At 56.3% G+C, this 25956-nt stretch carries 23 protein-coding genes; 9 read left to right on the top strand and 14 right to left on the bottom strand.

The genetic code is table 11. The features are described 5' to 3' along the window. Positions 1-34: 34 nt before the first annotated feature. Together AC2FLE_RS10965 and AC2FLE_RS10960 are read right to left on the bottom strand one after the other, a co-directional pair. Complete coding sequence (locus AC2FLE_RS10965; protein ID WP_142636319.1) at positions 35-1618, bottom strand: ABC transporter substrate-binding protein; 1584 nt, start codon at positions 1616-1618, stop codon at positions 35-37. Positions 1619-1986: 368 nt separating this feature from the next. After that, positions 1987-2604 (bottom strand): TetR/AcrR family transcriptional regulator, encoded by a 618-nt coding sequence (locus AC2FLE_RS10960; RefSeq protein WP_142636321.1) that lies wholly within the window; start codon positions 2602-2604, stop codon positions 1987-1989. 193 nt (positions 2605-2797) lie between these two features. Between AC2FLE_RS10960 and AC2FLE_RS10955 the strand changes: the two genes are divergently transcribed. The 5 genes from AC2FLE_RS10955 (at position 2798) to AC2FLE_RS10935 (ending at position 7331) form a co-directional block, all read left to right on the top strand. Beyond that, positions 2798-3727 (top strand): AEC family transporter, encoded by a 930-nt coding sequence (locus AC2FLE_RS10955; protein WP_142636323.1) that lies wholly within the window; start codon positions 2798-2800, stop codon positions 3725-3727. A gap of 103 nt (positions 3728-3830) precedes the next feature. Then, complete coding sequence (gene fghA, locus AC2FLE_RS10950; protein ID WP_496696997.1) at positions 3831-4664, top strand: S-formylglutathione hydrolase; 834 nt, start codon at positions 3831-3833, stop codon at positions 4662-4664. 3 nt (positions 4665-4667) lie between these two features. Then, on the top strand, positions 4668-6116 hold the full coding sequence (gene sthA, locus AC2FLE_RS10945; RefSeq protein WP_142636327.1) for a Si-specific NAD(P)(+) transhydrogenase: 1449 nt from the start codon (positions 4668-4670) through the stop codon (positions 6114-6116). Beyond that, positions 6113-6568 (top strand): YaiI/YqxD family protein, encoded by a 456-nt coding sequence (locus AC2FLE_RS10940; RefSeq protein ID WP_281972917.1) that lies wholly within the window; start codon positions 6113-6115, stop codon positions 6566-6568. Before sthA ends, AC2FLE_RS10940 begins: the two co-directional genes overlap by 4 nt. A gap of 142 nt (positions 6569-6710) precedes the next feature. Next, complete coding sequence (locus AC2FLE_RS10935; protein ID WP_496696995.1) at positions 6711-7331, top strand: HAD family hydrolase; 621 nt, start codon at positions 6711-6713, stop codon at positions 7329-7331. A 1-nt stretch (position 7332) separates the two neighbouring features. Here AC2FLE_RS10935 and AC2FLE_RS10930 read toward each other — a convergent pair whose 3' ends face one another. Beyond that, positions 7333-8571, bottom strand: coding sequence for an MFS transporter (locus AC2FLE_RS10930; protein WP_496696993.1), 1239 nt, complete (start codon positions 8569-8571; stop codon positions 7333-7335). Between the two features lie 145 nt (positions 8572-8716). Here AC2FLE_RS10930 and zapE point away from each other — a divergent pair, with 145 nt between their 5' ends. Continuing rightward, positions 8717-9775, top strand: a complete 1059-nt coding sequence (gene zapE, locus AC2FLE_RS10925) for a cell division protein ZapE (protein WP_496696991.1) — start codon at positions 8717-8719, stop codon at positions 9773-9775. Between the two features lie 59 nt (positions 9776-9834). Here the strand turns inward: zapE and AC2FLE_RS10920 are convergent, their stop codons facing one another. Genes AC2FLE_RS10920 through AC2FLE_RS10905 form a run of 4 tightly spaced genes read right to left on the bottom strand, consistent with a single transcriptional unit; the run spans position 9835 to position 16070 of the window. Next, positions 9835-11109, bottom strand: coding sequence for a bifunctional folylpolyglutamate synthase/dihydrofolate synthase (locus tag AC2FLE_RS10920; protein WP_496696990.1), 1275 nt, complete (start codon positions 11107-11109; stop codon positions 9835-9837). Beyond that, complete coding sequence (gene accD, locus AC2FLE_RS10915) at positions 11106-12023, bottom strand: acetyl-CoA carboxylase, carboxyltransferase subunit beta (RefSeq protein WP_496689318.1); 918 nt, start codon at positions 12021-12023, stop codon at positions 11106-11108. Before accD ends, AC2FLE_RS10920 begins: the two co-directional genes overlap by 4 nt. Before the next feature lie 59 nt (positions 12024-12082). After that, a complete protein-coding gene (locus tag AC2FLE_RS10910; RefSeq protein WP_496696987.1) occupies positions 12083-12979 on the bottom strand; it encodes a CPBP family intramembrane glutamic endopeptidase in 897 nt (298 codons plus the stop codon). Continuing rightward, on the bottom strand, positions 12972-16070 hold the full coding sequence (locus AC2FLE_RS10905; protein ID WP_496696985.1) for an ABC transporter transmembrane domain-containing protein: 3099 nt from the start codon (positions 16068-16070) through the stop codon (positions 12972-12974). The genes AC2FLE_RS10910 and AC2FLE_RS10905 overlap by 8 nt, the downstream gene beginning before the upstream one ends. Before the next feature lie 246 nt (positions 16071-16316). Here AC2FLE_RS10905 and AC2FLE_RS10900 point away from each other — a divergent pair, with 246 nt between their 5' ends. Together AC2FLE_RS10900 and AC2FLE_RS10895 are read left to right on the top strand one after the other, a co-directional pair. Then, positions 16317-17078, top strand: coding sequence for a DUF6478 family protein (locus AC2FLE_RS10900; RefSeq protein WP_142636349.1), 762 nt, complete (start codon positions 16317-16319; stop codon positions 17076-17078). A gap of 10 nt (positions 17079-17088) precedes the next feature. Then, positions 17089-17436, top strand: a complete 348-nt coding sequence (locus AC2FLE_RS10895; protein WP_496689313.1) for a hypothetical protein — start codon at positions 17089-17091, stop codon at positions 17434-17436. 74 nt (positions 17437-17510) lie between these two features. Here the strand turns inward: AC2FLE_RS10895 and AC2FLE_RS10890 are convergent, their stop codons facing one another. Continuing rightward, a complete protein-coding gene (locus AC2FLE_RS10890; protein WP_281995099.1) occupies positions 17511-18245 on the bottom strand; it encodes a helix-turn-helix transcriptional regulator in 735 nt (244 codons plus the stop codon). 97 nt (positions 18246-18342) lie between these two features. Between AC2FLE_RS10890 and AC2FLE_RS10885 the strand changes: the two genes are divergently transcribed. Further along, positions 18343-18699: a VOC family protein gene (locus tag AC2FLE_RS10885; RefSeq protein ID WP_142636355.1), complete on the top strand. Its 357-nt coding sequence runs from the start codon at positions 18343-18345 to the stop codon at positions 18697-18699. Positions 18700-18824: 125 nt separating this feature from the next. Here AC2FLE_RS10885 and AC2FLE_RS10880 read toward each other — a convergent pair whose 3' ends face one another. The 6 genes from AC2FLE_RS10880 to AC2FLE_RS10855 all read right to left on the bottom strand — a co-directional run bounded on the left by AC2FLE_RS10880 (position 18825) and on the right by AC2FLE_RS10855 (position 25937). Continuing rightward, on the bottom strand, positions 18825-20165 hold the full coding sequence (locus AC2FLE_RS10880; protein ID WP_496696982.1) for a S41 family peptidase: 1341 nt from the start codon (positions 20163-20165) through the stop codon (positions 18825-18827). A gap of 6 nt (positions 20166-20171) precedes the next feature. Then, positions 20172-21302, bottom strand: a complete 1131-nt coding sequence (locus AC2FLE_RS10875) for a murein hydrolase activator EnvC family protein (protein WP_496696980.1) — start codon at positions 21300-21302, stop codon at positions 20172-20174. Beyond that, positions 21299-22816, bottom strand: a complete 1518-nt coding sequence (gene gpmI / locus AC2FLE_RS10870; RefSeq protein ID WP_496696978.1) for a 2,3-bisphosphoglycerate-independent phosphoglycerate mutase — start codon at positions 22814-22816, stop codon at positions 21299-21301. The genes AC2FLE_RS10875 and gpmI overlap by 4 nt, the downstream gene beginning before the upstream one ends. A 104-nt stretch (positions 22817-22920) precedes the next feature. Then, positions 22921-24594, bottom strand: coding sequence for a sulfatase-like hydrolase/transferase (locus tag AC2FLE_RS10865; protein ID WP_496696976.1), 1674 nt, complete (start codon positions 24592-24594; stop codon positions 22921-22923). Positions 24595-24660: 66 nt separating this feature from the next. Continuing rightward, positions 24661-24897: a (Na+)-NQR maturation NqrM gene (gene nqrM / locus AC2FLE_RS10860; protein WP_271948901.1), complete on the bottom strand. Its 237-nt coding sequence runs from the start codon at positions 24895-24897 to the stop codon at positions 24661-24663. 14 nt (positions 24898-24911) lie between these two features. Next, positions 24912-25937 carry an FAD:protein FMN transferase gene (locus tag AC2FLE_RS10855; protein ID WP_496696974.1) on the bottom strand — a complete coding sequence of 342 codons (1026 nt, stop codon included), beginning with the start codon at positions 25935-25937 and terminating at the stop codon, positions 24912-24914. Between the last annotated feature and the right edge of the window lie 19 nt (positions 25938-25956).

Below are 25956 nucleotides of genomic sequence, written 5' to 3'. Positions count from 1 at the left end.
GCCACGCGGGCGGCTCCGGTCGGTAAGTGATGAATTATTCGACGCTCACACCGTAGAAGATGTGGCCGCCCAGCGGGTGCACTTTATAGCCCTGCACTTCGTTGCGCATCGGCATAAAGACCACCGAGTGTGCGATCGTTGCCCAAGGCGCCTGCTCTTTGAAGACCACCTGAGCGTCTTCGTACAGCTTGGTGCGTTCGGCCTGATCGGTGGACTGCTTGGCCTTGAGGATCAGCTCTTCGAAGGGCTCGTGGCACCACTGCGCCCGGTTCGAGGCTTCGCGTCCGTCACAACCCAGCAGAACCGCCAAGAAGTTGTCTGGATCGCCATTGTCACCGGTCCAACCCAGCAGAACGGCTCCGTCACGGTCCAGATCTTTCGAACGCGACAGGTATTCACCCCATTCATAGGACACGATTTCGACGTCGACACCAACCTTGGCAAAATCCGCTTGGATCAGCTCGGCCATACGGCGTGCATTCGGGTTATAGGGACGCTGAACCGGCATCGCCCAAACCTTCATCGACAGGTCGGATACGCCTTCGGCTTCCAGCATCGCCTTGGCCGCTTCGGGATCATACGCGTCATCGGTGATGGCGTCGTTATAGCCCCACATGGTTGGCGGGATCGGGTTCTTGGCAACTTGGCCCGAGCCCTGGAACACGACGTCGATGATCGCATTCTTGTCGATCGCCATGTTTAGCGCCTTGCGGACCTTCGGATTGTCGAACGGTGCCATGGTGGTGTTGTAGGCGAGGTAGCCGACGTTCAGGCCTTCCTGCTCCAACATGTTGATATCCGCATCGTCCTGCATCGCCTGAATGTCGGCCGGGTTCGGATAAGGCATGATATGACATTCGCCTGCTTTCAGCTTTTGATAGCGAACCGATGCATCCGGCGTGATCGCGAAGATCAGGTTCTCCACATCCGCAGGGGCCTTCCAGTAGTCGGCATTCTGCGCATAGCGGATCACCGCGTCTTTCTGATAGGCTACAAACGAGAACGGACCAGTCCCGATCGGTGCTGTGTTCAGCTTCTCAGGCGTACCCGCGGCCATCATCGCATCCGCATATTCCGCAGACAGGATCGAGGCAAAGTCCATCGCCATGTTGGCCACAAAAGGCGCTTCAGGCTTGGACAGGGTGAACTTCACTGTGTAGTCGTCGACTTTTTCAATCGACTCGACCAGGTCCGGCATACCCATGCCCTGGAAATATTCCCAGGTACCACCAGATACCTGATTATAGGCATGGCCTTCATCCTTCTGGCGCATGAACGAGAAGATCACGTCATCAGCATTGAAATCACGCGTCGGCGTGAATTCGTCATTCGAATGGAATTTGACGCCCTGACGCAATTTGAAGGTATATTCCAGACCATCATCGCTGGCCTCAACGCTTTCCGCCAGACCGGGGATAACATTGGTAGTACCGGTCTCAAACTCGAGCAGACGGTTGTAAATCGGGTGTGACGAGGCATCAAAGGTTGTCCCTGCGGTAAATAGCGCCGGGTCAAAGCCTTCGGGTGATCCTTCCGAGCAATATACCAAAGTATTTGCTTGGGCCGCAGCACTGGACAACGCAATCGCTGCAGTTGCGGCCATCAATCTAAGTTTCATGAGTTTCTCCCAGAAATGTTTTTTCTTCAGATTTTCGCGTTGTTCTAATTTCTAGTCAGAACAATCTTTGATGACTGTCACCGCCGCGAAATCCCTGCCCAATGTATCCAAAATACAAAATCCATTGTCAACTGAGTTCACCGCCCAGCGATCAGGAAGTAAAAAAGAGGGCAGGTACAGCGTTATGATTTGCCTGGTCGGGCCTGTTTTCTAACTGATTTCGGTTCTTTGGCGATTAGAGCCAAGCAGTGGCGAAACCGCCGGGCAGGAGCGTCCAAACTCTTGAATGCCGTCAATCCTAAATGCCGCGGGCTTCAGGGATCGACCTCCACATCCATATCTTGAATCGAGTCGATCCGACCCAAATGTCAGGCGCCGTAACGGGCCATGAACATGTCGACAGCCTGCAGCGCGACCTCTTCAATCTCAGCCTCTGAAAAACTGCTTTGAATGCCGAATGTGGATCGGGGCCAAAGGCGGACCTTGCACAATTCCGAAAACTGTTCAGCGGCAAATTGAAGGTCCTCGATAACCAATTCGCCTTTATTCACCGCTTTTTGCAGATATTCTGCAAGTTGCCGGGTGCCATTTTGCGGCCCCGCCTCATAGAAGGCGCGGCCAAGTTCGGGGAACCGATCTTGCTCGGCCACGCAGATGCGGAACACCTGCTGCGCAAAATCCGACACCAGAAATGCGGCCAGCTGGGTCGCAGCGATGGTCAGCACTTCGCGTGCGGGTTTTGTATCGTCAACCATCGAAACGACATTCTCGGCCATACGGCAGCATTCGTTCTGAGCGACCTCCATGAAAAGAAGACGCTTATCCGGGAAATAGCTGTACAAAGTGGCCTTGGAAACACCCGCCGCGCGCGCAATGTCATCTACACTAGCTCCTTCGAAACCATCTGCCATGAACACCGATCGGGCTCCTTGCAGGACCTGATCAAATTTTCGGCCTGTTCGCAAAATGGCAGTTGCTTCGGACATGCGCTCTCCTTCAAGGGTGGATTCGTCGAATCTATAAACTGATCAGTTCAGATACAACGATTCGCATAGGATTTCGGCCATGGGCAGGCGGGATTATGGTAATTTTTCCGTTAGGTCAGTCCGCGAAGGTCGTTCGGCGGGGCCTGATTGGCCAGGGGTTGCCGCCAGAGAAAACCGTGCTAACACTCTGGCCATGGCTGATATTTTTCTGCGTACGCTGCCGTTCTTTGCGATTATCGGCCTGGGGTATTGGGCTGGGCGCAGTCGGTTCTTCTCGGAAGAAGCCACGGCCTATCTGACGAAATTCGTGTTCTATTTCGCACTTTCGGCAATGTTGTTCCGCTTTGCCGCCACCCTGCCCTTTGCCGAGATATTCGACGGCAGATTGGTCGCGGGCTATCTGCTAGGAACGCTTACGGTTTATGCTCTGGCCAGTCTGATCGCGTGGATGCGCGGCCTTGACATACCAACCTCTGCCGTCGAGGCCCAATGCGCTGCGATCGGCAATGTGGGCTTTCTGGGGCTGCCGATGCTTGCGCTTTTGTTCACCGAAGCAGCAATCGGCCCGGTCATGCTGGTATTGACTGTCGACCTTGTGGTGTTTTCCTCGCTGATCGTGATTTTGATCAATGCCGGGCGCGATGGGCGGCTGACGCCGGCAACATTTCGGTTGATTGGCCTCGGTTTGCTCAAAAACCCGATGATCGTATCTATTTCAGCGGGGCTTTTGTGGTCAGCCTTCCAAATTCCCGTGCCCGTTCCACTGAACGATTTTCTGACAATCCTGGGCGGGGCAGCCACTCCGGGAGCCTTGTTTGCGATAGGGGCATCGCTCGCCAGCAAATCCGCCGAGCGTGTTCAGATCGCTGCCTGGCTGAGTTTTTGCAAGCTGATCATTCATCCGCTCTGCGTTGCTGTCTTCGTAATCTGGCTGATCCCGGCGGAAAGCTTCTCGGCTTCGGTTGCCATTGCAGCGGCAGCACTGCCGGTCGCTGGGAATGTCTATATGCTGGCGGCCTATTACGGGGTCGCACCCCATCGGGCTTCGGCCGCAATTCTCTTGTCTACCGTGGTCAGCATCCTGACACTGCCGCTGGTGATTGCCATAGCCGGAACATTCTAAGCCACAGATAGGGAAAATACTCGCTGGCCGCAGGAACACAGACTTTACGCACGGACCGAGTAACGATAGCCATGGCGCGAACCTAACGTAAGGACGGAACCAAATGGAAACCCTTTCGGAAAACGCTTGTTTCGGAGGCGTCCAGGGCGTCTATCGCCACGCCTCGGCTGCCTGCCAATGCGACATGACTTTTGGACTGTTCCTGCCCGCCGAGGCAAAGGACGGCCCGGTTCCGGTTCTATGGTATCTGTCTGGTCTGACCTGTACCCATGAAAACGCCATGACCAAGGCCGGGGCGCAGGCCTGGGCCGCGGAACAGGGTATCGCCCTTGTTTTCCCTGACACATCCCCGCGCGGCGAAGGCGTTGCCGATCACGAGGACTACGATCTGGGCCAGGGCGCGGGGTTTTATGTGAATGCCACGCAATCACCCTGGGCACCGCACTTCAACATGTGGGACTACGTGGCCGAGGAATTGCCCGCTCTTCTGGTTGAAACCTTTGCAATCGACGCAGACCGCCAGGCCATTACCGGCCATTCCATGGGCGGCCATGGCGCCCTGACATTGGCAATGAACCTACCGGGCCGGTTCCGATCGGTTTCGGCATTTGCACCGATTTCAAACCCAACAGGCGCCGATTGGGGCCGCAAACAACTGAAGGCATATCTGGGCGATGACGCGGCCCAATGGGCCAAGCACGACGCATCGCTGATGATGAAGAACACCGGTTTCGACGGCCCTGTCCTGATCGACACCGGCGACAATGACCAGTTCATCGACCTGTTGCGCCCCGAGGCGCTGGCCCAGGCGATAGCCGAACGTCGCCAACAGGCAGTTTTCCGTCTGCAGCCCGGCTATGACCATTCTTACTTCTTTGTGTCGACCTTCATGGAAGACCACATCACTTTCCACGCCGAAGCACTGTATGGAGACTGAGGCATGAGCAAATACGACTATGACCTGATCATTGTCGGGTCCGGCCCTTCCGGTCGTTCGGCGGCGATTCAGGCAGGCAAGTTGAAACGCCGGGTGCTGGTTATCGACCGCAAGGATCGGTTGGGTGGGGTCTCGGTCCATACCGGGACCATCCCGTCAAAAACCCTCCGCGAGACAGTGCTGAACCTGTCTGGCTGGCGCGAGCGCAGCTTTTACGGGCGCTCGTACCGGGTAAAGGATCAGATCCGGGCCGAAGACCTCAAGGCTCGGCTGCACATGACGCTGGACCATGAGGTCGATGTGCTGGAACATCAGTTCAATCGGAACCACGTGGAAACCTTAAATGGTCTGGCAAGATTTGTCGGTCCCCACGAGATTGAGGTTGCAACCGACGCAGGCGAAACCACACGTCTGTCCGCCGCAAAGTTCTTGATCGCCACCGGTACCAAGACCTATCGTCCCGATTATGTGCCCTTCAACGGGAAGACCATCGTCGATGGCGATGATTTTCTGGAGATGGCCGAGATACCGCGCTCGCTATGCGTGATCGGGGCCGGTGTAATCGGTGTTGAATATGCCACGATGTTTTCCGCGCTTGATGTACGTGTCACCCTGATTGAACCCCGCGAGACGTTTCTGGATTTCATCGACAGCCGGCTGATCCACGACTTTACCCACCAAATCCGCGAAAACGGCGTGGATTTGCGGCTGGGCTCTGCCGTTGAAAAGATCGAAGATGGAGGTAGCCACGTAGAAGTGACGCTCGAGAATGGACGGCATGTCCGGGCCGAGATGTTGCTGTTTGCCGCCGGGCGGATGGGCGCGACCTCGGCCTTGAATCTGGATGCTGTCGGGCTGACAACCGATCACCGCAACCGGATTGAGGTCGATCGCAAGACCTATCAGACAGCGGTACCGCATATCTATGCGACCGGAGATGTAATCGGACATCCCTCGCTGGCATCAACCTCGCTGCAGCAGGGGCGCGTGGCGGCATGTCACGCGTTGGAGACCCCGACCCTGCCGGAAAGCCCCTGGTACCCTTACGGCATCTATTCGGTGCCCGAGATATCCACCTGCGGCATGTCCGAAGAGGAGTTACAGGAGCGCGATATCCCTTACGAGGTTGGCGTCGCGCGATTCCGCGAAACTTCTCGCGGGCATATCATGGGGTTGGAACATGGCATGTTGAAGATGCTGTTTTCGCTGAAAACCCGCCGGGTTCTTGGTGTGCAGATCGTAGGCGAAGGCGCGACTGAGCTGATCCATATCGCACAGGCTGTATTGAACCTGAAAGGCACAGTGGATTATTTCGTTCAAAACACATTCAACTACCCGACCTTGGCCGAGGCCTATAAGATCGCAGGTCTGGATGCGTTTAACCGGATGCCCATCCCCGAGGAATTCAAGGTCAAGAAGAAGCCTGCCGAGAAACAGGCAAAGAAAGCGTGACAACCCTGTACATAGACGCAGATGCCTGTCCAGTGAAGGCCGAGGCCGAGCGTGTAGCGACCCGACATAAGATTCCGATGGCTCTGGTTTCGAACGGTGGCCTGAGGCCTTCGGCCAATCCTCTGGTACAGGTTGTGATCGTGTCCGCAGGTGCGGATGAGGCCGATAAATGGATCGCAGAGCGTTGTGGTACAGGGGACGTGGTTGTGACCTCAGACATTCCTTTAGCCGCGAAATGTGTTGAAGCAGGTGCACGTGTTTTACGTCACAACGGCGAGGCCTTTACCGCCGCCAATATTGGTCAGCAACTGGCGATGCGCGACCTGATGGCAGACCTTCGTTCGGCAAACCCTCTGGGCGCAGGCGGCGGTGGCAAGCCTTTTGGCAAGGCCGATAGGTCCCGGTTTTTGGATGCGCTGGAACGGGAATTACGGGCGGCACTAAGGGCGTGACCCTCCCGCTCGTCACAGACGCATCAGAGATGTGTCCTCTCCGGTTGGGCCGGGCAGCGCTGCGCGCTGCAGTTCCTGTCTTGAAAAGCGCAGCAAGGATTGATTCAGTCAGCCCCAGCAGAGATTCTAAGAAGGATTATTCATGCCAATAGAAGCGGTGGTTTTCGACATCGGGAATGTCCTGATAGAATGGCAGCCAGAACGGTACTACGATGCGGTTATTGGTGAAGACCGTCGCCGGGCCATGTTTGCCGAGGTTGACCTGCATGGAATGAATGATCTGGTTGATCAGGGGCATCACTTCACGGACACCATCTATGATTGGGCCGAGAAATATCCCGAATGGCGGGATGAAATCCGGATGTGGCACGACAAATGGATCGAATTGGCCACGCCAGAAATTCCCCACTCGGTACGGCTGCAACGTGCGTTGCGCGCCAAAGGCATCTCGGTCTTTGCGCTGACAAATTTCGGGGTGCAGAATTTTGAGTATGCAACCACGGTCTATCCATTCCTCAACGAGTTTGACCGGCTGTATGTTTCAGGTCGCATGCAGACCGTGAAACCGCATGTCCCGATTTACGAGATGGTCGAAGCCGATTGTGGTCTGGCGCCTGAGGCGTTGTTGTTCACTGACGACCGGATCGACAATATCGAAACGGCGCAGGCGCGAAGCTGGCAGACGCATCATTTTGAGGGCCCGCAAGGATGGGCCGACCGGTTGGTGGCTGAGGGGCTTTTGACCCGCGAAGAGGCCCGCTAAATCAGGCTGCGACGGAGAGCGGCCGGTTCTCGCGGATGGGCAGGTGAACGATGGCGCTGAAGGCGCCGATGGCCACGCCGATCCACCAGACAAAGGTGTAATCTCCGTACTGATCATACATGCGGCCGCCTAGCCAGACGCCAAGAAAACTGCCGACCTGATGGCTGAAGAAGATGATGCCGTAAAGCGTACCCATGTAGCGCAACCCGTACAAATGTGCGACAAGCCCCGAGGTCAGTGGAACCGTTGCCAGCCAGAGCGAACCCATGACCAATGAGAATACAACGACCGTGATTGGCGTGATTGGCAGGATTATGAAAGCCGCCGCTGTAAGCGTGCGGGCGGCATAAATAGAGGCCAGAAGGAATTTCTTGGGAAAGTGCATTCCGGCCCACCCCGCCAGCAATGTCCCTCCGATATTGGCCAGCCCGATCAATGAAATCGACACAGCCCCTAATGCGGAAGTTGTCGTTATACCAATGGAATCCAGTATTCCACCCGGCTGAATCGGGCCGCACATTTCGGTCACGAAAGCGGGAAAATGCGCTGTGATAAAGCCAAGCTGATAACCACAGCTGAAAAATCCCAGGAAAATCAGGGTATAAGACGGGTCTCGGAAGGCCTTGCCCAGAATTTGCCCCATGCTTTCTTCGATTTCGGCTTTGGTTGCGGCTTGGGGGGCGCGCATGAAGGGCAGAGTCATGACCAGTGCCAGGATGGCAACGGCAAACACGATGAAAACCTGTTGCCAGGGCATAATAGACAAAAGCCATTCCGCCGTTGGAGCACCCAAAACCTGGCCAAAGCTTCCTGCCGCTGTCACGACGGCCAGAGACATAGAGCGGTTATGATCAGAGGACGCCCGCCCAACTACGGCAAGCACGACACCAAACCCCGTGCCGGCAATCCCAAAGCCCACAAGCCAGGCGTACATCTGATGCTCGAACGGGGTAACGGACCACGCCGACAACACCATGCCCGCTGCATAGGTCAATGCCCCGAGCACAATCGCACGGCGATCCCCCACCTTCTCGGCGATGGCGGCAAAAATGGGTTGTCCAATTCCCCAAGCGAGGTTCTGGATCGCAATCGCCATCGAAAAATCGGTGCGCAGCCAGCCGAATTCAGTCGCAATGGGGATCTGGAATACGCCAAAGGATGCCCGCACGGCAAAACTGACGGCGATAATTATACAGCCGACGATCAAGATCGGATTTAGCAGGCGTGCGTGCTGTGGCATAGGATCCTCGAATGTCCGAGCCGCGACGGTAGCCAAATTTGTACCGTGGTCAATTCAGGAGTTTTGACGCCGTGGATAAGCAAAATTGATGCATCTTCCAAATGCCTTCTTTTCAATGCCCTGAGGTGAAGGTATCCCTCGGGATATGTCAGATTTGATATCGCTTTACGAGACACGCATCGCCGATGGCACGTTGACGCGGGACGATGCGCAAGAGGCTGTCCTTCCGCATTTCGAACGCATTCGCGCGGCCTTGGCTACCCCGGTCAAGCGTGGTTTCTTTCGCAAGGCACCCCCGCCGCCCCAGGGACTTTATCTGTGGGGCGGAGTTGGTCGTGGCAAGTCGATGTTGATGGATATGTTTGTCGACTTGCTTGGCGACATCCCTGCCCGTCGCGTCCATTTTCATGCTTTCATGCAGGAAATCCACGCGGGAATGCACAAAGCTCGTAAGGACGGAGTTGAGGATGCGCTTGCACCGGTCGCGGACTCGGTTGTCAAATCCGTAAAACTGCTGGCATTTGACGAGATGCAGATCACCGATATCACCGATGCGATGATCGTCGGGCGGCTGTTTGATCTTTTGCATGCTGGCGGGGTCGTGGTCATCACCACATCCAACCGGCACCCGGACGAATTGTACAAGAACGGCTTGAACCGCCAGCTCTTTTTGCCATTCATCGCGCATATCAAGGAACAGCTTCAGATATGGGAACTGGTCTCGCCTACTGATTACCGACAGAACCGTCTTGAAGGTGCGCCAGTCTATTTCACGCCGATCGGCCCCGAGGCTCGACAGAATATCCGATCCGTCTGGAACGATCTCGCGGGCGGTGCGGCGGAACCGCTGGTGTTGCAGGTAAATGGCCGTGCTGTCGAATTGCCGGCCTTTCGGAACGGGATAGCCCGAGCAAGCTTTTATGACCTGTGCGGACGGATGCTGGGCCCTGCAGATTATCTGGCCGTTGCCGAGGCGGTCAAAGTTCTGGTTCTGGAGGACATCCCGCGCCTGTCCCGGAATAATTTCAATGAGGCCAAGCGCTTTGTGACGTTGATTGACGCCTTGTATGAGGCGCGGGTTCGCCTGATCTGTTCGGCGGCCGCAGAGCCCGAGATGTTGTATGTCGAGGGTGAAGGGACGTTCGAGTTCGAACGCACTGCCTCGCGATTGCGCGAGATGCAGGCCGAGGATTGGGGGGCATAGGGGCGCTGCCCCGTCACGTTTTGCGCGCCTTCCCCAAGGTATTTCCGCCGGGTGAAGACCTATCCGTTTTCGCGTAGGATGTTGCCCGCCAAATAGAGTGATCCGCAAATCAGGATACGGGCCTGAGGGTCTTGGTCTGTGATTTTCTGCAGGGCCGCGGATACACTCTCTGCTGTGTCGGCTTTCATGCCAACGTGGTCAGCAGCCTGCGCCGTATCTTCAGCGCTAAGCGTCGCGGCCTCACCCGGTATCGACACTGCGGTCAAGCTTTGAGCCTGCGTGGCAAGCGGTGCAAGATAGCCAGCAACATCTTTGGTGTTGAGCATTCCGCAGATCAAATGTGTCGGAGATTGCGGTAATTTTCTCAGCACTTCAGCAAGCGCAATTCCCGCGGCGGCATTGTGTCCACCATCCAGCCACAGCTCGGCCTGTGCGGCCTGTTCAAAAAGCGGGCCGGATTTCAGACGCTGCATTCGTGCTGGCCACTCGGCCTTGGTAACGGCGGCCTCATAGGCCTGATCACCAAGTTCGAGATGGCGCAATACCGCTATTGCCGCACCCGCATTCTGAATTTGATGTGCGCCAAGCAGGTTGGGCAGCGGCAGATCCCGCAGCCCGATTTCGTCCTGATACACAAGACGTCCGTTTTCCTCGGTCACATGCCAGTGCTGACCGTGTACCAGCAATGGGGCGCCCAGACGGGCCGCTGTATATTCGATGACCTCAAGCGCTTCGTCCTGCTGTGGGCCGACGATACAAGGGACGCCCGGCTTGATGATCCCGGCTTTTTCGGCAGCGATCTTGCCCAACGTGTCGCCTAGAAACTGTTCATGGTCGATGGAAACCGGCGTGATAACCGTCACGGCGGGTTCGTGCACCACGTTTGTTGCATCCAGGCGCCCGCCAAGGCCGACCTCAAGCAAGGTATAATCAGCCTGTTTGCGGGCAAAGGCCAGCAGGGCCGCACAGGTCGTAATCTCGAAATAGGTGATGTTCTCACCACCATTGGCGGCATAGCACTCATCAAGGACGTTTGTCAGTTCGGCTTCCGAAATCAACTCACCTGCCAGCCGAATACGCTCGTGAAACCGGGCAAGATGCGGAGAGGTATAGGCGTGAATCGTTTTCCCCGCCCCTTCCATACCGGCGCGGATCATGGCCTGCGTAGACCCCTTGCCGTTTGTCCCTGCGATATGCACGACCGGAGGCAATTTGGTCTGAGGGCTTTCCAGTGCGGCAAGCAAACGCCACACCCGATCCAGCGTCAGGTCAATGATCTTGGGATGCAGCGCCATCATCCGATCAAGGATGACGTCTGACGATGGCGAAGTCATTCCTGATCCGCGTCTTTCTCTGGGGCTTCGGGGGTGGGCGCGGGCAAATCACCTTTGACCGCAGGAGGCTGATTCATCAGCATGCGGGTAATCGTGATCAATTCGTCACGCATTTCGGTACGCTTCGTTACCCGGTCCAGCATTCCGTGGTCCAGCAGGTATTCTGCGCGCTGAAATCCTTCGGGCAGCTTTTCCCGAATGGTCTGTTCGATCACGCGCGGGCCTGCAAAGCAGATTAGCGCATTGGGTTCCGAGATATGGACGTCGCCCAGCATCGCATAAGAAGCGGTCACGCCTCCGGTGGTAGGATGGGTGAGTACAACGATATAGGGCAGTTTTGCCTCTTTCAGCATCTCAACCGCCACGGTGGTTCGCGGCATCTGCATCAAGCTCAGGATGCCTTCCTGCATTCGCGCGCCACCCGCTGCCGAGAACAGGATCAGCGGGCGTTTCAACTTCACTGCCTCTTGCGCGGCCGCAATGATGGCATTGCCGACATACATACCCATCGAGCCGCCCATGAACGAGAAATCCTGGGCCGCTGCCACGACCGGCGTACGTCCGATATCACCTTTGGCGACCAGCATCGCCTCTTGCTCGCCAGTTTTCTTCTGCGCTGCTTTCATCCGGTCGGGGTATCTCTTCTGGTCCCGGAACTGTAGCGGATCATCTTTGGGAGCGGGAACATCGACCTCGGTAAATATACCACCGTCAAACAGGTGCCCGAACCGGTCGCGCGGTGTGATCGCCATATGATGATCACATTGGGTGCAGACATTCTGGTTTTCCGCCAATTCGCGGTGGAACAGCATCGTGCCGCATTCGTCACACTTGTGCCAAAGGTTTTCGGGGACTTCCCGGCGTGAGAAGATCGAATTAATCCGGGGACGGACGTAGTTTGTGATCCAGTTCATGTCGGAACCTTGCTAGTACGGCGTTGACGTCACATAAGACGCTACGGAAAGAATTGCAATCAGCGCCTGAGCGCAAGGCGCGCGATAAACCAGCTGACAATCATCACGGCAAAATCCACATATAACCATTGCCGCAATGTCAGAGTATCGGTCATATCAAAGGGCAGCACAAATAGGGCAAGACCGCTGAGGGTGTCAGGCAGCGAGACAAACAAGAGCGCTATGACATTGTTGAAAAAATGCAGCGCTATGGCCGGGCCCAGGGTTCCCGCCCGCGCGGTCAAATCCGCAGCCAAAAGCCCAAACAGACCAGTCCACAGTACCAGTAACTCTGCATTGCCGCCCGCCGCATCGGGCGAATAGTGCCCCACCGCGAATAGAAGCGACGGTACCCCCATCCAGATGATCGGAGAACGGAATCGCGCCGCCAGGCTTTGCTGCATATATCCGCGGAAAAGCAGCTCCTCCGCACTGATTTGGACAAACACAGCCAATAGCGAGAGAGGCAGGAATACCAGCCAAACCGAAAAGGACAGGTTTTGAACAAGCGGCGCGCCCATAATGACGTGCGGCACGGTTACAATAACCACGCCAAGCACCATCAGGGCGCGCAGCACAAGCCAGAACTGTCTGACCGCTTTGCCCCTAGTCCCTAAAATAGAACCCAGGGACCGCTTCTGAAACTGTCGCGCTGCGGTCCACACACCAAATGTGACAAACCCAAAGCTTGACAGCAGGATCACCATCGAGATCGGGGTCGAGCCGTTCATCAACCCGCTGGCCCATTCCTGCGGTCCGGCCACGGTTACGACTGCAAACAGGATCAGATTGAAGACGGTTGCAACGACTACGATTGTTGCCAGGCCGGCCAGCAGGCGCCACAGCTGTGGTTTGTCGCGTGCGTCGGCGACCAGTTGCTCATGCGGGGCGTAAGAGAGCGCGCGGATTTCAGACATTCTGGTGGGAACTTTCGGTCTGGTCCTCATCATCGAAGAACAAGGTCGATGCTTTGGTGGCGTTGATCTTTTCCGAAATGGTTGTCAGGTATCCGGCAACTGTTTCAAGCAACTGAACCGCAACGCTTGCATCGCTTTCGATCACCGCGCGCAGTTCCACTGCACCAATCCGCAGGAATGAACAGTTTTCGCCTGCCACAAGATCCAACTGCCTGGTCTCACCGGTGATAACAGACAGGTCACCGATCAGGCGCCCAGGTTCAATGACAGATATGGACCGGGTCGAACCGTCCTCTTCGTGCCACATCAGCTTCGCATGACCCGAAATGCACAGATAGGCCGCATCCGGCGCCTGCCCACGAGAGAAAATGACCTGACCAGCGGCAGCATCATACCACTGCGCCGAAAACGCCAGCAATCTCTGGTTGCGACCGTCGATATTTGCAAAAAGCGGAGTTGACGAGATAATCTTCAGCTTGCGGCTGAGGTCAGCGGTGGTGCCGGATTCTTGTTCGAGCTGCGTTTTCGAGACACCGTCAATGCGACCATCCTTGATTTCAACAAACAGATCATAGGCCTCGGGATGGGCGAAACTGTCCTCCATGAAAATCATGATGGAATCGGGCAGCAGTTCGCGCAGTTTCAACCGGGTGCGTAAACGGCTCTCAGAGTCATGGCTGGCCAACGCTTTATCCAGGATTAGCAAATCCGGCCGTTTAATCCCGGCGCGCGAGAAGGCAATTCGTTCCTGAAAGACGGTTGTCAGATTGTTCCCACCCAGCCCTGCGGACAGATCATAGACGATGGCCGCTGCCTGTCTACGCAGACCTGCAGCATTGATCACTTCGGCAACCACATCCTCTATCTCGTCAGCATGAGCTCCCGCCGTCACAGATACCCGCCCGAAAAGCGCATTTTCCATAACCGTCATACGCGCGATGTATGTGTCCGGTGTGACCGGTACAAATATCTCCTGCAGGCTTCCACGTAACCTTTCGCCCTGTTCAGTGCGGATTTTCAGAATCTTCTGTTTGTATTCATCCGGGAAATCAGGGCCAATCTGTTCGGCGGTCAGCAGGAACGGAACGGTCAGAAGAAAGGCGTGTTCGCGCTGCGACAGCTCGTCCACTCCTTTTGCCTTGCGCTTGTCTTCGATTGCCAGCAGCCGGTGGAACATATCCTTGCTCAAGCCCAGGCGCAGGAACAGCGGATGGTCGGTTCCGTCCCGCCCAAAAGCATGGCTCAGCGTTTCCAGAACAGCGCTTGAGATACTCAGCGCGTCGTCATCAAGCTCATGTGTACGCAGCATTTGCATGAACCGATTATCGCCGGCCAGAATGTCCGGCGAGATTTCCTGCGACGGTGCTGCATAAAGAAGGTTGCCGCCCAAAGGCACAGTTGGGTTGAACCTGTCCGGATCGAACCGGTAGACAAAGCGGTCCAGATCTTTTTCCACCAACTTGTCATGGATGGGGCCACGGAGGTCGATGATATTTTGCACAAACTCGGGATGCTGATCCGGATTCAACTGGCTGCGCAGGGTGCGGCGGAACATGAATTCATCCGTTCCCATCGCCTCGACCAGCTTGAACCACCAATCCTGGATGTCGTCAGTGTTGTTGAGCCCGGCCAGACCGGGATCAATCCATTCATCTGACAGCGAATCCACCGAGTTCCCCGCTCGCGCGGCCTCGATCTGGCGGCGGCTAGGGGCCCTGGCGGCGTCGGCTTCATGCTGAGGGCGTGTTTTCAGGGGCATCATCAAGTTGTCCCCAATCGACCCATCAAACAGATATGGTCGAGAATAGGCATATCCGATCCGCGCCGCGATGACGGATTGGTGCAAGGATTGGATGTCATGTCCAGCAATCGTGACGTCGCCCTGAACCGGCAGCAATTCGCGGGTCAGCAGCTGAGCCAATGCCCCTCTTTCGGCCGCATTCGAGGATTTGATGGCCACGCGGGCCCCTTTGGGTATGACGAGGTCTATATCCTCGAGAACAGTTTTCCCATCGTTATCCCGAACGGTAATATTCTGCAGCTTGATCTCGCCAGTCAGATGCGGAATGGAATCAGGCTCGCCCTCGAACAGCTCTTCGGGCACCATGTTGTCGGGCGCGAAGCGTTCGGTCACGATTTCCCACCGCAACGACATGTCCTGAACTTGATTGTAATAGGTCAGCAGATCCTTCCAAGGTCCGCTAAGATCCTTATATGCTCCCAGTGCCGCCACCAGCGCGCCCACTGTTACCTCGCCCGTGATCGCCAGGTATCCGCCCACCGAATAAAACAGAAACGGGGTCATCTGAGTGATCAGATTGTTGAGAAACTTCATGAAGAACTTTTTGTTATAGATCTTGAATCGGATCTCGAACAAAGTTCCCAAACGATGGCTGAACTGGGCCAATCTGTGCCGCCAGCCTCCGTTGGTGCGCAGATCACTGATCCCGGCTGCGCTTTCGCCGATTTCTGAGCTCAAGCGCCTAACTTCTTGAATTCGGTCTTTGTTCAACAGGTTGATCTGGCGCTGCAATTTTGGAATCAACCAAGCCTGCAGTGGGATCAGCGCAATACTTGCAAGACCAAACCACACGCTTTGCATGAACAGAAACGTCACAATGGTCATCATCTGACCAAACTGGAATACGGGTTGTGCGATCGCATCTCCCATCAGGCCGCCCATCGGTTCAGCCTCGGACGTGATCATCGACACCAGCTCGCCTTGGCTGGTGGTGGCAAAATAGGATTTCGGGAACCGCAGAGTTCGGTGGATCAGCGTGTACCTCAGTCGGCGTAACATGCGTTCGGCCAACACACCTTTCATCGTGTTGATCCGCATTTTCATCAGACCGCTGGCGATTACGGTCGCCAGAAAGGCCAGACACAGAATCAACAAATACTGCACCTGCGTCACCGTAACTCCTAAGAAAGTTACCGAGCTGCCTGGTGCACCAATCGCATCGTTAATGATCTGCTTGGGCAGCTCCAATGATGCATAGAGGAAGGGAAAAGAAAACAATGTAAGCAGCAACAAAACCAGTTGCTGTTTCTTGGAATGCTTCCAGATGAATGCGAATAGAGTGGGTTCCATGCCCCGTCTTTGCCTCGGAAATATTGCTATAGGGTTGTAACGGATGGTCCACTGCAATCAGGTGTCAGACGGTACGCACTGACCGGGTTGATTGCAAGAACGGCGCCCTCCGTAACAGGTCACAACTTTGCTGCCTAGCCAAAAGCGTGTTCACATTTTCGGTAATTTACCGACGCTATGATGCAAATCGGCTTTATCCTCGGGTGGATATCCGACAAAAGATGTGTGGAGCAATAGATTGGGATCATGGGCAAGCTACTGGATCGCTATATTCACCGCAAAGCACTGACGCGCTGGCAGCGGGACGCCCGGGCAGCGCCCGAAGCTGTGCTTTCTGAATTGCGGCTGCAGCGTGATGATGCACGTCGCTTGCGATCCGAGCTGGATGCGCTGATCCTTCAGGCCAACAGCCGCCTTACACGGCCTGTGGCGGGATCAACCCATTTCCCGAAACCGTTGGGCACCGACTGGAGCTGGAGGCCCGAGCTGTGGCGCTATCCTCAGCCCCGCCCCGGTGTCGCCTCGGCCCCGCGTAAGGCACGTATCAACGATGAGGCAACGCTGTTTCACGACTGTCCGCGCCAGGAAATCAGCACGCGCCAGATCAGGAACACGCGCAAGCATGATCTGTCACCGTTCAGCTTGGCGGTCGAGGTTTTCGGGTTCGAGGGATCATTTCTCTCTCTCTCTATCGAGCTTCCACAAGAGGCTGTGCAAGGGCTGACGCGGCAGCATCTGATCCGAGTCGATTGCCATATTGAGGCCGAACGCCCACAGGAATTGTTCGCGCGGCTCAATATTCGACACGGCCCAAACGCCGAACAGGTTCTGCGCAAACTTGATCCCACTGGTCCTTCAAACAGCGTGGATTTTGATCTTGCACATTTACCACTGAATGAACGCCGCATGGACAAAGTCTGGCTGGATATCATTCTGGATAATCCTCGGATGAACCGGATAGTGTTGCAGGACCTGACCGTCTGTCGTCACCATCGCGCCGATTTATGAGAACCCTGCCATGACCGATCTGATACTCACATCACTGGGCCTGGAAAATGGCACCTGGATGGGCCACCTGCAGGCTGATACGCAGCCCGAGATCAGCGTGTCCTACCGTGGTGACGCGCTGGATGAGGTTCATCTGTCACCAGCCGACACCGGGTGGGAGCTTCGTGTACAGGTGCCTGATGTGGCCCTGTCTGACGGGGTCCACAGTTTTGTAATCTCAGATTCCGTTTCAGGGCTTAAACTGGGCGGGTTCTCGATCATTGCAGGAAACGCCGCCGCCGATGACCTGCGCGCCGAACTGGACCTGATGCGAGCAGAGCTTGATATGCTAAAACGAGTCTTTCGCCGGTCTCAGTAGGCGGTAGAAGTGCGGACGAAGTGCGTGCCTATAATTCAGGCGTCATTGTCCGCTTACTGTTGGCCATGACCCGATCACATCGAAGAATCATCAATTACCAATGAGGGTTGAAATTTTTCTTTCGGCAGGAGCTTGAAGCGCGTTTCGCCCATTGAGGCCCCAAGCATCCGGTCGCACCGAAATGTCCTTGGTTCGTTTCTCAGACGGTCGATCGCAACGACGTACCAAATGGGATACTTCAACAAGAGATACTGAGGCTCAATTTGCCGGTTGGAAATGACACCGTCTTCTCTTTGATATCGCAGCTCCAAGACCTTTTGATCGACGAAAGCCTGATGAACCGCTTGCACAATCCTTTTTGGTGGGGCGCTCGCGCTGGCTTGAACATAAGTCGAAGCCGTGACGCCTATAAGAATACGGGACTTGAGCTGGTTCACCTTGTTGCGTTTCTCGGGTGAAAACGAGGCCACAAGCTGCCGCCTTACCGATGCCAAGTTCGCAAGCAACATTGGTGATTTCATCTGCTCTGCGACAGCAATGCTGATTAGCAGATCGACCGCCTCAGCGTATGTCAGGTTCATACGACCAACGCCCCAGTTGCGGTCGAGGCGCACACCTCCTCCACGACCGCGATCAGCGTCTATCTGCATGCCTTGGTCCCGCATAAGCACAAGGTCGCGGGCTATCGTGCGCATACTGACACCATGCTGTTGCGCCAAGTCTCTAACCGTACAATGGGCATCTTGCTTGAGTTGAACCGCAAGCAATTCCAATCGCCTCAGTCTGTTGTGTGTATTAGCCCGTGCCATGAATCAAATAAGACATAAAATGGCACATTAGTCGATATAGCTTGGGTCACTGAAACCATTGCCTGACGCAGGCCACTCACTTGCAGGAGCTAAATCGATGAAAATGAATTACTTTGTTGTCGGAACGAATGACATGGCAGCTGCAAGAACCTTCTACGACACACTGTTTTCGCAATCGGGTCTCCAAAGCATGTCGCCTTCAGAAAGAATGACTTACTGGCTTGGAAAGGATTTTGCCTTCGCCGTGGCCAAACCCTTCGACACGTTGCCGGCCACTAACGGTAATGGAACGATGGTTGGATTTTGCGTTGGTGGCGAAGCAGAAGTCAGAAGGCTGCACGCTTTAGCCACAGATCTCGGGGGTGATTGTGAGGGGGCCCCCAACCAACGAGGGCCAAAGTTCTCTGCATACGTTCGAGACCTGGATGGAAACAAGATGTGTTTTTCTGACTAGCTTTTCACAGAGCGGACGTTGGTTGGGAGACAACATAGGCGGCATCGGGCTCTAATCAGCCACCCTACCTCGATCGGCAGCGGCCCCATCAGGAAAAGGGCCGCTTGTCAGGCGGCCCGGTTTATTTATTGCGATGGCCCGTCCGGGTTGAAGGCTGACAGCCCCTTGAGGATGTCGATGGCATAGGCCAGCTGGTAATCCTCTTCCCGCAATTCGGCGGTGGCTTCGGCCTTGGCCCTATCTTCTTCGATCTGGCGGATTTCATCCTCGCTCAGGCTGTCATTGTTCAGACTGCCACGCAGATCGGCCTCGGAACGGGTGTTCGCATTGGCCTCTTCTTCCTCGGTCTCCGGGGCTGGGCGGGGCTGTTCAACGATGATGTCGGGGCTGACACCAAGCGCCTGAATAGACCGGCCCGACGGCGTGTAGTAGCGCGACGTGGTCAAACGCATCGCGCCATCGCTCCGCAGTGGCATGACAGTCTGGACCGAGCCTTTGCCGAAACTTTTGGTTCCCACAACGATTGCGCGGCGATGATCCTGCAGCGCGCCGGCTACAATCTCGGATGCCGAGGCGGACCCGCCATTGATCAGCACCACAATCGGCTTTCCTTCTGCCAGATCACCCACAGTTGCGTTGAAACGCTCACCATCGCTTGGATCGCGGCCACGGGTTGATACGATCTCACCCTCGTTTAGGAATGCGTCCGAAACCTTGATTGCCTGTGTCAGCAGACCACCGGGATTGTTGCGCAGGTCCAGAACGACACCATTCACCTTGTCGATCCCTCCGGCCTCTTCGATCTGCTCGGCCAGGCCTTCCTGCAAGTTGGGATAGGTTTGGTCGTTAAAGGTGGTCACACGCAGAACCACACTGGTCCCTTCGGTGCGCGCGCGTACTGCCGTCAGTTTGATTGTGTCGCGAATGATAGGCACGTCAAAAGGTTCCTGTTCACCCTCGCGGACAACGGTGATCACGATTTCCGAGCCCACCGGCCCGCGCATCAGATCGACCGCCTTGTCCAGGGTCAGGCCCAGTATGCTTTCGCCATCGACATGGGTGATGAAATCTCCGGCTTCGATCCCGGCCTCATCCGCAGGCGTATCATCGATCGGCGAGACAACTTTGACAAAGCCCTCTTCCTGCGTGACTTCGATACCCAGACCGCCAAACTCGCCACGGGTCTGGACCCGCATCTGTTCGGCATCATCCGGGGACAGATAGCTGGAATGCGGATCCAGCGAGGTCAGCATACCGTCAATGGCCGCCTCAATCAGGTCTTCGGGCTCAACCTCTTCGACATATTGCGCGCGGATGCGTTCGAAAATATCGCCAAACAGATCCAGCTGTTCATAGACACTGGCCTTGTTTTCGGCTTCTTGGGCAAGCAACGGACCGGCGATCTGCGTCGTTACAATCAGGCCTGCTATAGTTCCAGCCAAACCGGCCATCACAAATTTCTTCATACTCGTTTATCCATCCTTGTCGGTCCGAAACCACGATTCCGGGTCCACGGGGCTGTTATCCTGTCTTACCTCTATATAGAGCGTTTCTGATCGGTCAGTTCCAGTGCCATCACCGCTTGTTGACAAAATTGCGCCGATTTCCTTCGATTCTGCAGGCATCAATCCGACTGGCGTCCCCCGGGGAATCACCTGACCGGCTTCTCCGTAGACCTCTTGTAGCCCGGAAAAGACAAATAGAAGCCCCGGTTGCGGCTCGAGGATCACCAGATTCCCCAACTCCAGTAGTGGCCCGCGATACCGTATCGTGGCCGCCGTTGGCGAGGTGACTATTGCGCGCGGTCGGGTGCCCAATACGATACCAGGGCGTTTGACACCGGCCGCATCGGTTTCATTTGCCCGGTGCAGGATGATGCCCTGCGTCGGCAGCGCAATCTGACCCTTGATACTTGATATATCCGCATCCGTTTCGGCGATTTGCCCTTCGGAGATCTGGGAAAGCCCGCTGGCAAAACCGTCAAGCGTTTCAGTCGATGAGATCAGGATAGCAGTGCGGATCGGGTCCTCGACAAAGCGCCGCGGCAAATCCGTTCGGTCTGCGATGGCGGTGCTGAGCTGGGTGCGGGCATTCTGAACGCCCGTCAAGCCCTCGACCAAGGTTTCCGAGGCGCTTTGCTGCAGCAATCGAAGCGTGCGCACTTCCTGAAGATCACGCGCAAGAGACTGTGCTTTTGCGTTCAGGCCCGGCGTAACCTCGGACAGCATCATACCGGCCCGGGCCGAGCCCAACGGCCCTGACGGGTGTAGCATCAGAACCGGAGGCGCCGTGGTTTCGATCGTTTGCAATACGCCCAACAGCTGTGCCACATCCTTTTCCCGACTGCGCAATTCGGCTGTTAGCTGGGCTTCGCGTGTTGCCGCCCGTCGTAGGCCATCGCGCATGGCCGACAGACCCGCCTCATACGCCTGTATGGTTTCGGTCAGGGCACGGACCCGGTCGCGGGCGCTTTCGGCCTCGGTCAACGATACTGATGCCTGCTCAAGCATCTGCGCTGCATTCAATGCGGCGGTCGCGGGGTCGGTCTGGGCAACCGCCTTGGATGCAAAGAAAATCGCCAGAAGCAGCGCACGAAGCGTCATGAAAGCAGGCTCTTTCCAGTCATTTCAGGGGGCTGATCCAACGCCATCAGTTCCAGCAGCGTGGGCGCCAGATCGGACAGGCGACCATCTCGCAAGGATACCCCTGCTGGTCCCCCGACCAACGCCACGGGCACGGGGTTCAGCGTATGGGCTGTATGCGGCCCACCGGTTTCGGGATCGACCATCATCTCGCAATTTCCATGATCGGCTGTTACAATCATTGCGCCCCCCACTTTTTCCAACGCGGCGACGACTTGCGCCAGCCCTTGATCCACAGCCTCACAGGCGCGGATTGCCGCTTGCAGGTCGCCGGTATGCCCAACCATATCTGGATTGGCATAATTGGTTATGATCAGATCAAAGCCCGCCCCGATAGCTTCGACTAATTTTGCGGTCACTTCTGCCGATGACATCTCGGGTTGCAGGTCGTAAGTCGCCACTTTTGGTGATTTCGGCATAAAGCGGTCTTCGTTCGCCTCGGGCGTTTCCTTGCCGCCATTGAGGAAGAAGGTCACATGCGGGTATTTCTCGGTCTCGGCCAGTCGGAACTGGCTGAGCCCATGTTTCGCCACCCACTCACCCAGCGTATTCACGATGTCACGCTTGGGGAAAACAGTGGTCATATAGGCGCTGTGCCCGACGGAATATTCGACCATGCCCAGCAGGGCTGAAAGCTGTGGACGCGAGCCGGTGTCGAAATCATCAAAGCCGGGTTCGCCAATCGCCCGCAGAATCTCGCGGGCCCGGTCGGCGCGGAAGTTGAGGCAGAAGAACCCATCTCCGTCTTTGATGCCGTGATAGCCGTCGAGGACGGTCGGGACGATAAATTCGTCCGTTTCCGACTGCTGATAGGCCTGATCCACGGCATTGCGCGCCGAAACAGCGCTGCGCCCTTGCCCCTTGATCATTGCACCATAGGCTTCGCTAACACGTTCCCATCGGTTGTCGCGGTCCATGGCAAAATAGCGCCCGCAGACCGAGGCAACACGGGCGCCGTCGGGCAAGCGCTCCTCAAGCTCTGTGATATAGGTCAGCGCTGATTTCGGGGCCACATCCCGACCATCCGTAACCGCGTGCAAGGCAACGGGCACACCAGCATCCGTTATCGCCTTTGCCGCAGCAATGATATGGTGCAGGTGGCCATGCACTCCCCCGTCCGAGACCACCCCCAACAGATGTGCGGTGCCACCTGCAGCCTTTACCTTACCGATAAAGTTCTGCAGCGCGGAGTTGGCAAAGAAAGAACCGTCCTCAATCGCCAGATCAATCTGGCCCAAATCCATCGCAACAACGCGGCCAGCCCCAATATTTGTGTGACCGACTTCGGAATTGCCCATCTGACCACTTGGCAGACCAACATCCGGACCATGCGTGATCAGCTTGGCATGCGGACCGTTTGCCATGATCGCATCGAATGTCGGCGTATCGGCAAGGTAAGGCGCATTGGCTCCGGTGTCCTCGGACAGGCCCCAGCCATCAAGAATACACAGGACGACGGGTTTCGGGGCGGTCATTTCGGCTCTCCGGGTTTGCTGCTCTTGGTTGGTCTTGTATCGCCTGCCCCGCGCAGGGTGAACCGCCTTTTGCCCTGATCAGGTCAGAATTCATGTTACAAAGGCTATTCCTTGCCGGTATGGTCCAGATAGGGGCGCGCTTTGCGGCCTCTGTATTTCACGGTCAAATCCAGTGGCGCGTCGTTTTCGTCATAGATTCCAATAACCACCCCTCTGCCCCGACTATTGGTGCGCATTTCGATCAGTTGCTGTTCGGAACGTGTTGTGCGCTGCGACGGGCGACGCGCCCAAATGAACAGATGGTCATACATCTTGGCGATGATATCTGCGTGTTCAGCACTGTTGCCAAGGTCGGTTAGTTCATTCGGGTCGTTTTCAAGATCGAACAGCAGTGGCCGATGCCCGCCTTCGCAATGGATCAGCTTCCAATTCTTGTTGGCCACCATGAACATCACTGCATCCCGAACCGAGGCATTCAGCTTTTCCGCCATGGGCGAGGCGGAATAGTCATACTCACTGACTACCACATCCCGAGGTGTCTCGACCTGATGGCCACGCAAGATCGGCAACAAGGAGTGACCTTCCAGAATGTGACCCGACGCTTCGCCTCCGGCTATGTCCAAGAATGTTGGGGCGAGGTCGATGGACTCGACCAGCGCGTCGCTCACAGTGCCACGGGTCGCCTCAGCCTCGGGGGATGGGTCATAGATGATCAACGGCACCTTGACCGATGCGTCCTGGAAAAAGGTCTTCTCACCCATCCAGTGATCGCCCAGAAAATCCCCGTGGTCCGAGGTTAACACGATCATCGTGTCCTCCATCCGGCCCGTCTTTTCCAGCCATGCGAACAGCCGGCCCATCTGGTCGTCGGCCTGCTTGATCAGACCCATATAAGCGGGGATCACGGCGTCGCGCACATCCTGCCGCGAGAACGCCTCGCCAACCTTGGTGTCCATGAATGCCCGGAGCACCGGATGGGCATTCCGGCGTTCCGCCTCAGACCGGACCACGGGCAGGATATGTTCCGGTCCGTACATTGAGGCATAGGGTTCCGGCACGACATAGGGCCAATGCGGTTTGATAAAGCTCAGGTGGCAGCACCAGGGGCCGTCATGGGTTTCCATGAATTCGATCCCGCGCCCGGTCAGATAGGGTGTTTCGCTGTCTTCCTCGGCAATATTCGCCGGCTGGGACGAGTTCTTGAGAAACCAGCCCGACAGAACATTGCCCTCAGCGTCGAGACCTGAATTGGCGAAGTCATGCCAGGGGTTGTCGCTGTCATATCCTTTGGCCGATAGGTATTTGTTGTATTCCTTGGCCCCGTCCGGGTCATAATACCCATCCGGCCCTTCGGGCAGCATTCCGTCATCACGCTCGAACACGTCGAACCCGCATTCGGCCACGCGGGCACCGATCAGACTGTCCGGTTCCAGCCCCAACCGCGCCATGCCTTCGGCATCCGCGCGCATATGGGTCTTGCCCACCAGCCAACAGTCCATCCCAGCCTTGCGCAGATGATCACCCATGGTCATCTCACCCACTTTCAGCGGGATTCCATTCCAAGAAGCCCCATGCGAATGCACATAGCGCCCGGTATAGGTCGACATACGGGAGGAACCGCAAATAGGAGACTGGATATAGGCCCTGTCGAACCGCACACCACGCGCTGCCAGGCGGTCTATGTTGGGGGTGTGCAGATGCGGATGTCCGTAACAGCTCAGATAGTCCCAGCGCAGCTGGTCGAACATGATGAACAGGATGTTTCTCGCTTTGGCCAAATCTGCGCCCCCGTTATTCAGGGACCTGCTTAGCCAATTCCAACCGCCAAACGAAGCGCTAAGTTATTAGGCCTGCCGTTCCATCTGCTCAAGCATCTTTTGGGCGCGTTTGCACTGAAGCTTGTCGCGCAAGGGGCTGTTAGGGTCCACGTCCTTTTGGCAGACCACACATTTATCCGCACCCGAGATCGCATTCAGGCCACCGCAGCTGCCCTTAATGGTCTTACCCATCAACATCACACCCAGCGACATGCCAACCATGATGATCAGCAGCAGAATGAAGGCCAGAATAAAAGTGCTCATCTCAGCTCAACCCGTCAGTTGGTGCCCAACGCCTCTTTGAACGCTGTGCTGTGTACCGTGATATAGGCATCCTCACCGCCTGTCACATCCCGCGAGATGAAATACACGGCAAGTTTATGCGTCTCGGCAAGTTTCAAACCCTTTTCCTGACCCAAGGCCAACATCGCTGTCGCCCAAGCATCTGCCATCATAGCATTTTCGGCCAGTACCGTGACCGAAGTGGTCCGATGCGTGATCGGGCGGCCAGTAGTTGGGTCAATGATATGCGAATACCGCACACCATCTTGTTCAAAGAAATTCTTGTAATCGCCGGATGTCGCCATACCCAGATCATCAAGCTGTACGATCAACTGCAGATTCTGCGCATCGGCCTGGGGTTTTTCGATCCCTATCCGCCAAGTTTCACCCTTGTCGTTATCGCCTCTTGTGACCAGATCGCCGCCGATCTCGACCATATAGTCCTCAATCCCAGCCGTGCGCAGCGTTTCGGCCACGGCGTCGATGCCATACCCCTTGGCAATGGCGGACAGGTTAATGCCGACTCCGGCATCGGCCTTCGCCAAAGTTCCGGCATCGCGATCCAGTTGCAGCAATCTGGCCTGTCCGACCCTGCCCAAAGCCGCCTGGATGTCAGAATCTGCGGGCACCGGATCTTCCGGTTTGCGCGGACCAAAGCCCCACAGCTCGATCAGCGGGCCGAGAGTCACGTCGAATGTACCCCCGGATTTCTCGTGCACATCATTCGCGGCATCAAGCACCAGCGCAAATTCATCCGAAACGGCTACAGGTTCAGTGCTGCCCGAGTCCGAGAAGGTCGAAACCTCGGAATTCGGGTCCCAGTTCGACATCTTTGCGTTAACTTCGGCCAGTGTCTGTTCGACCGCACCCGCCAGCGCTTCTTCATCAACATCGACACCGATGGCCGTGATGTTGAAGGTGGTCCCCATCGTTTCGCCTGACAGGCGTACCACCTCGGGCTCTTTGTCGAACAAGCAGCCGGAAATAAGTGTGGCGACAGCCAGGACTGGCAAGAAACGCATGTGGGTCCCTCCTGAGGAA

The organism is Ruegeria sp. CDSA077 (genome assembly GCF_059612265.1).
Note: the sequence above shows the minus strand (reverse complement) of the source record. Positions and strands in the feature narration are given on the sequence as shown.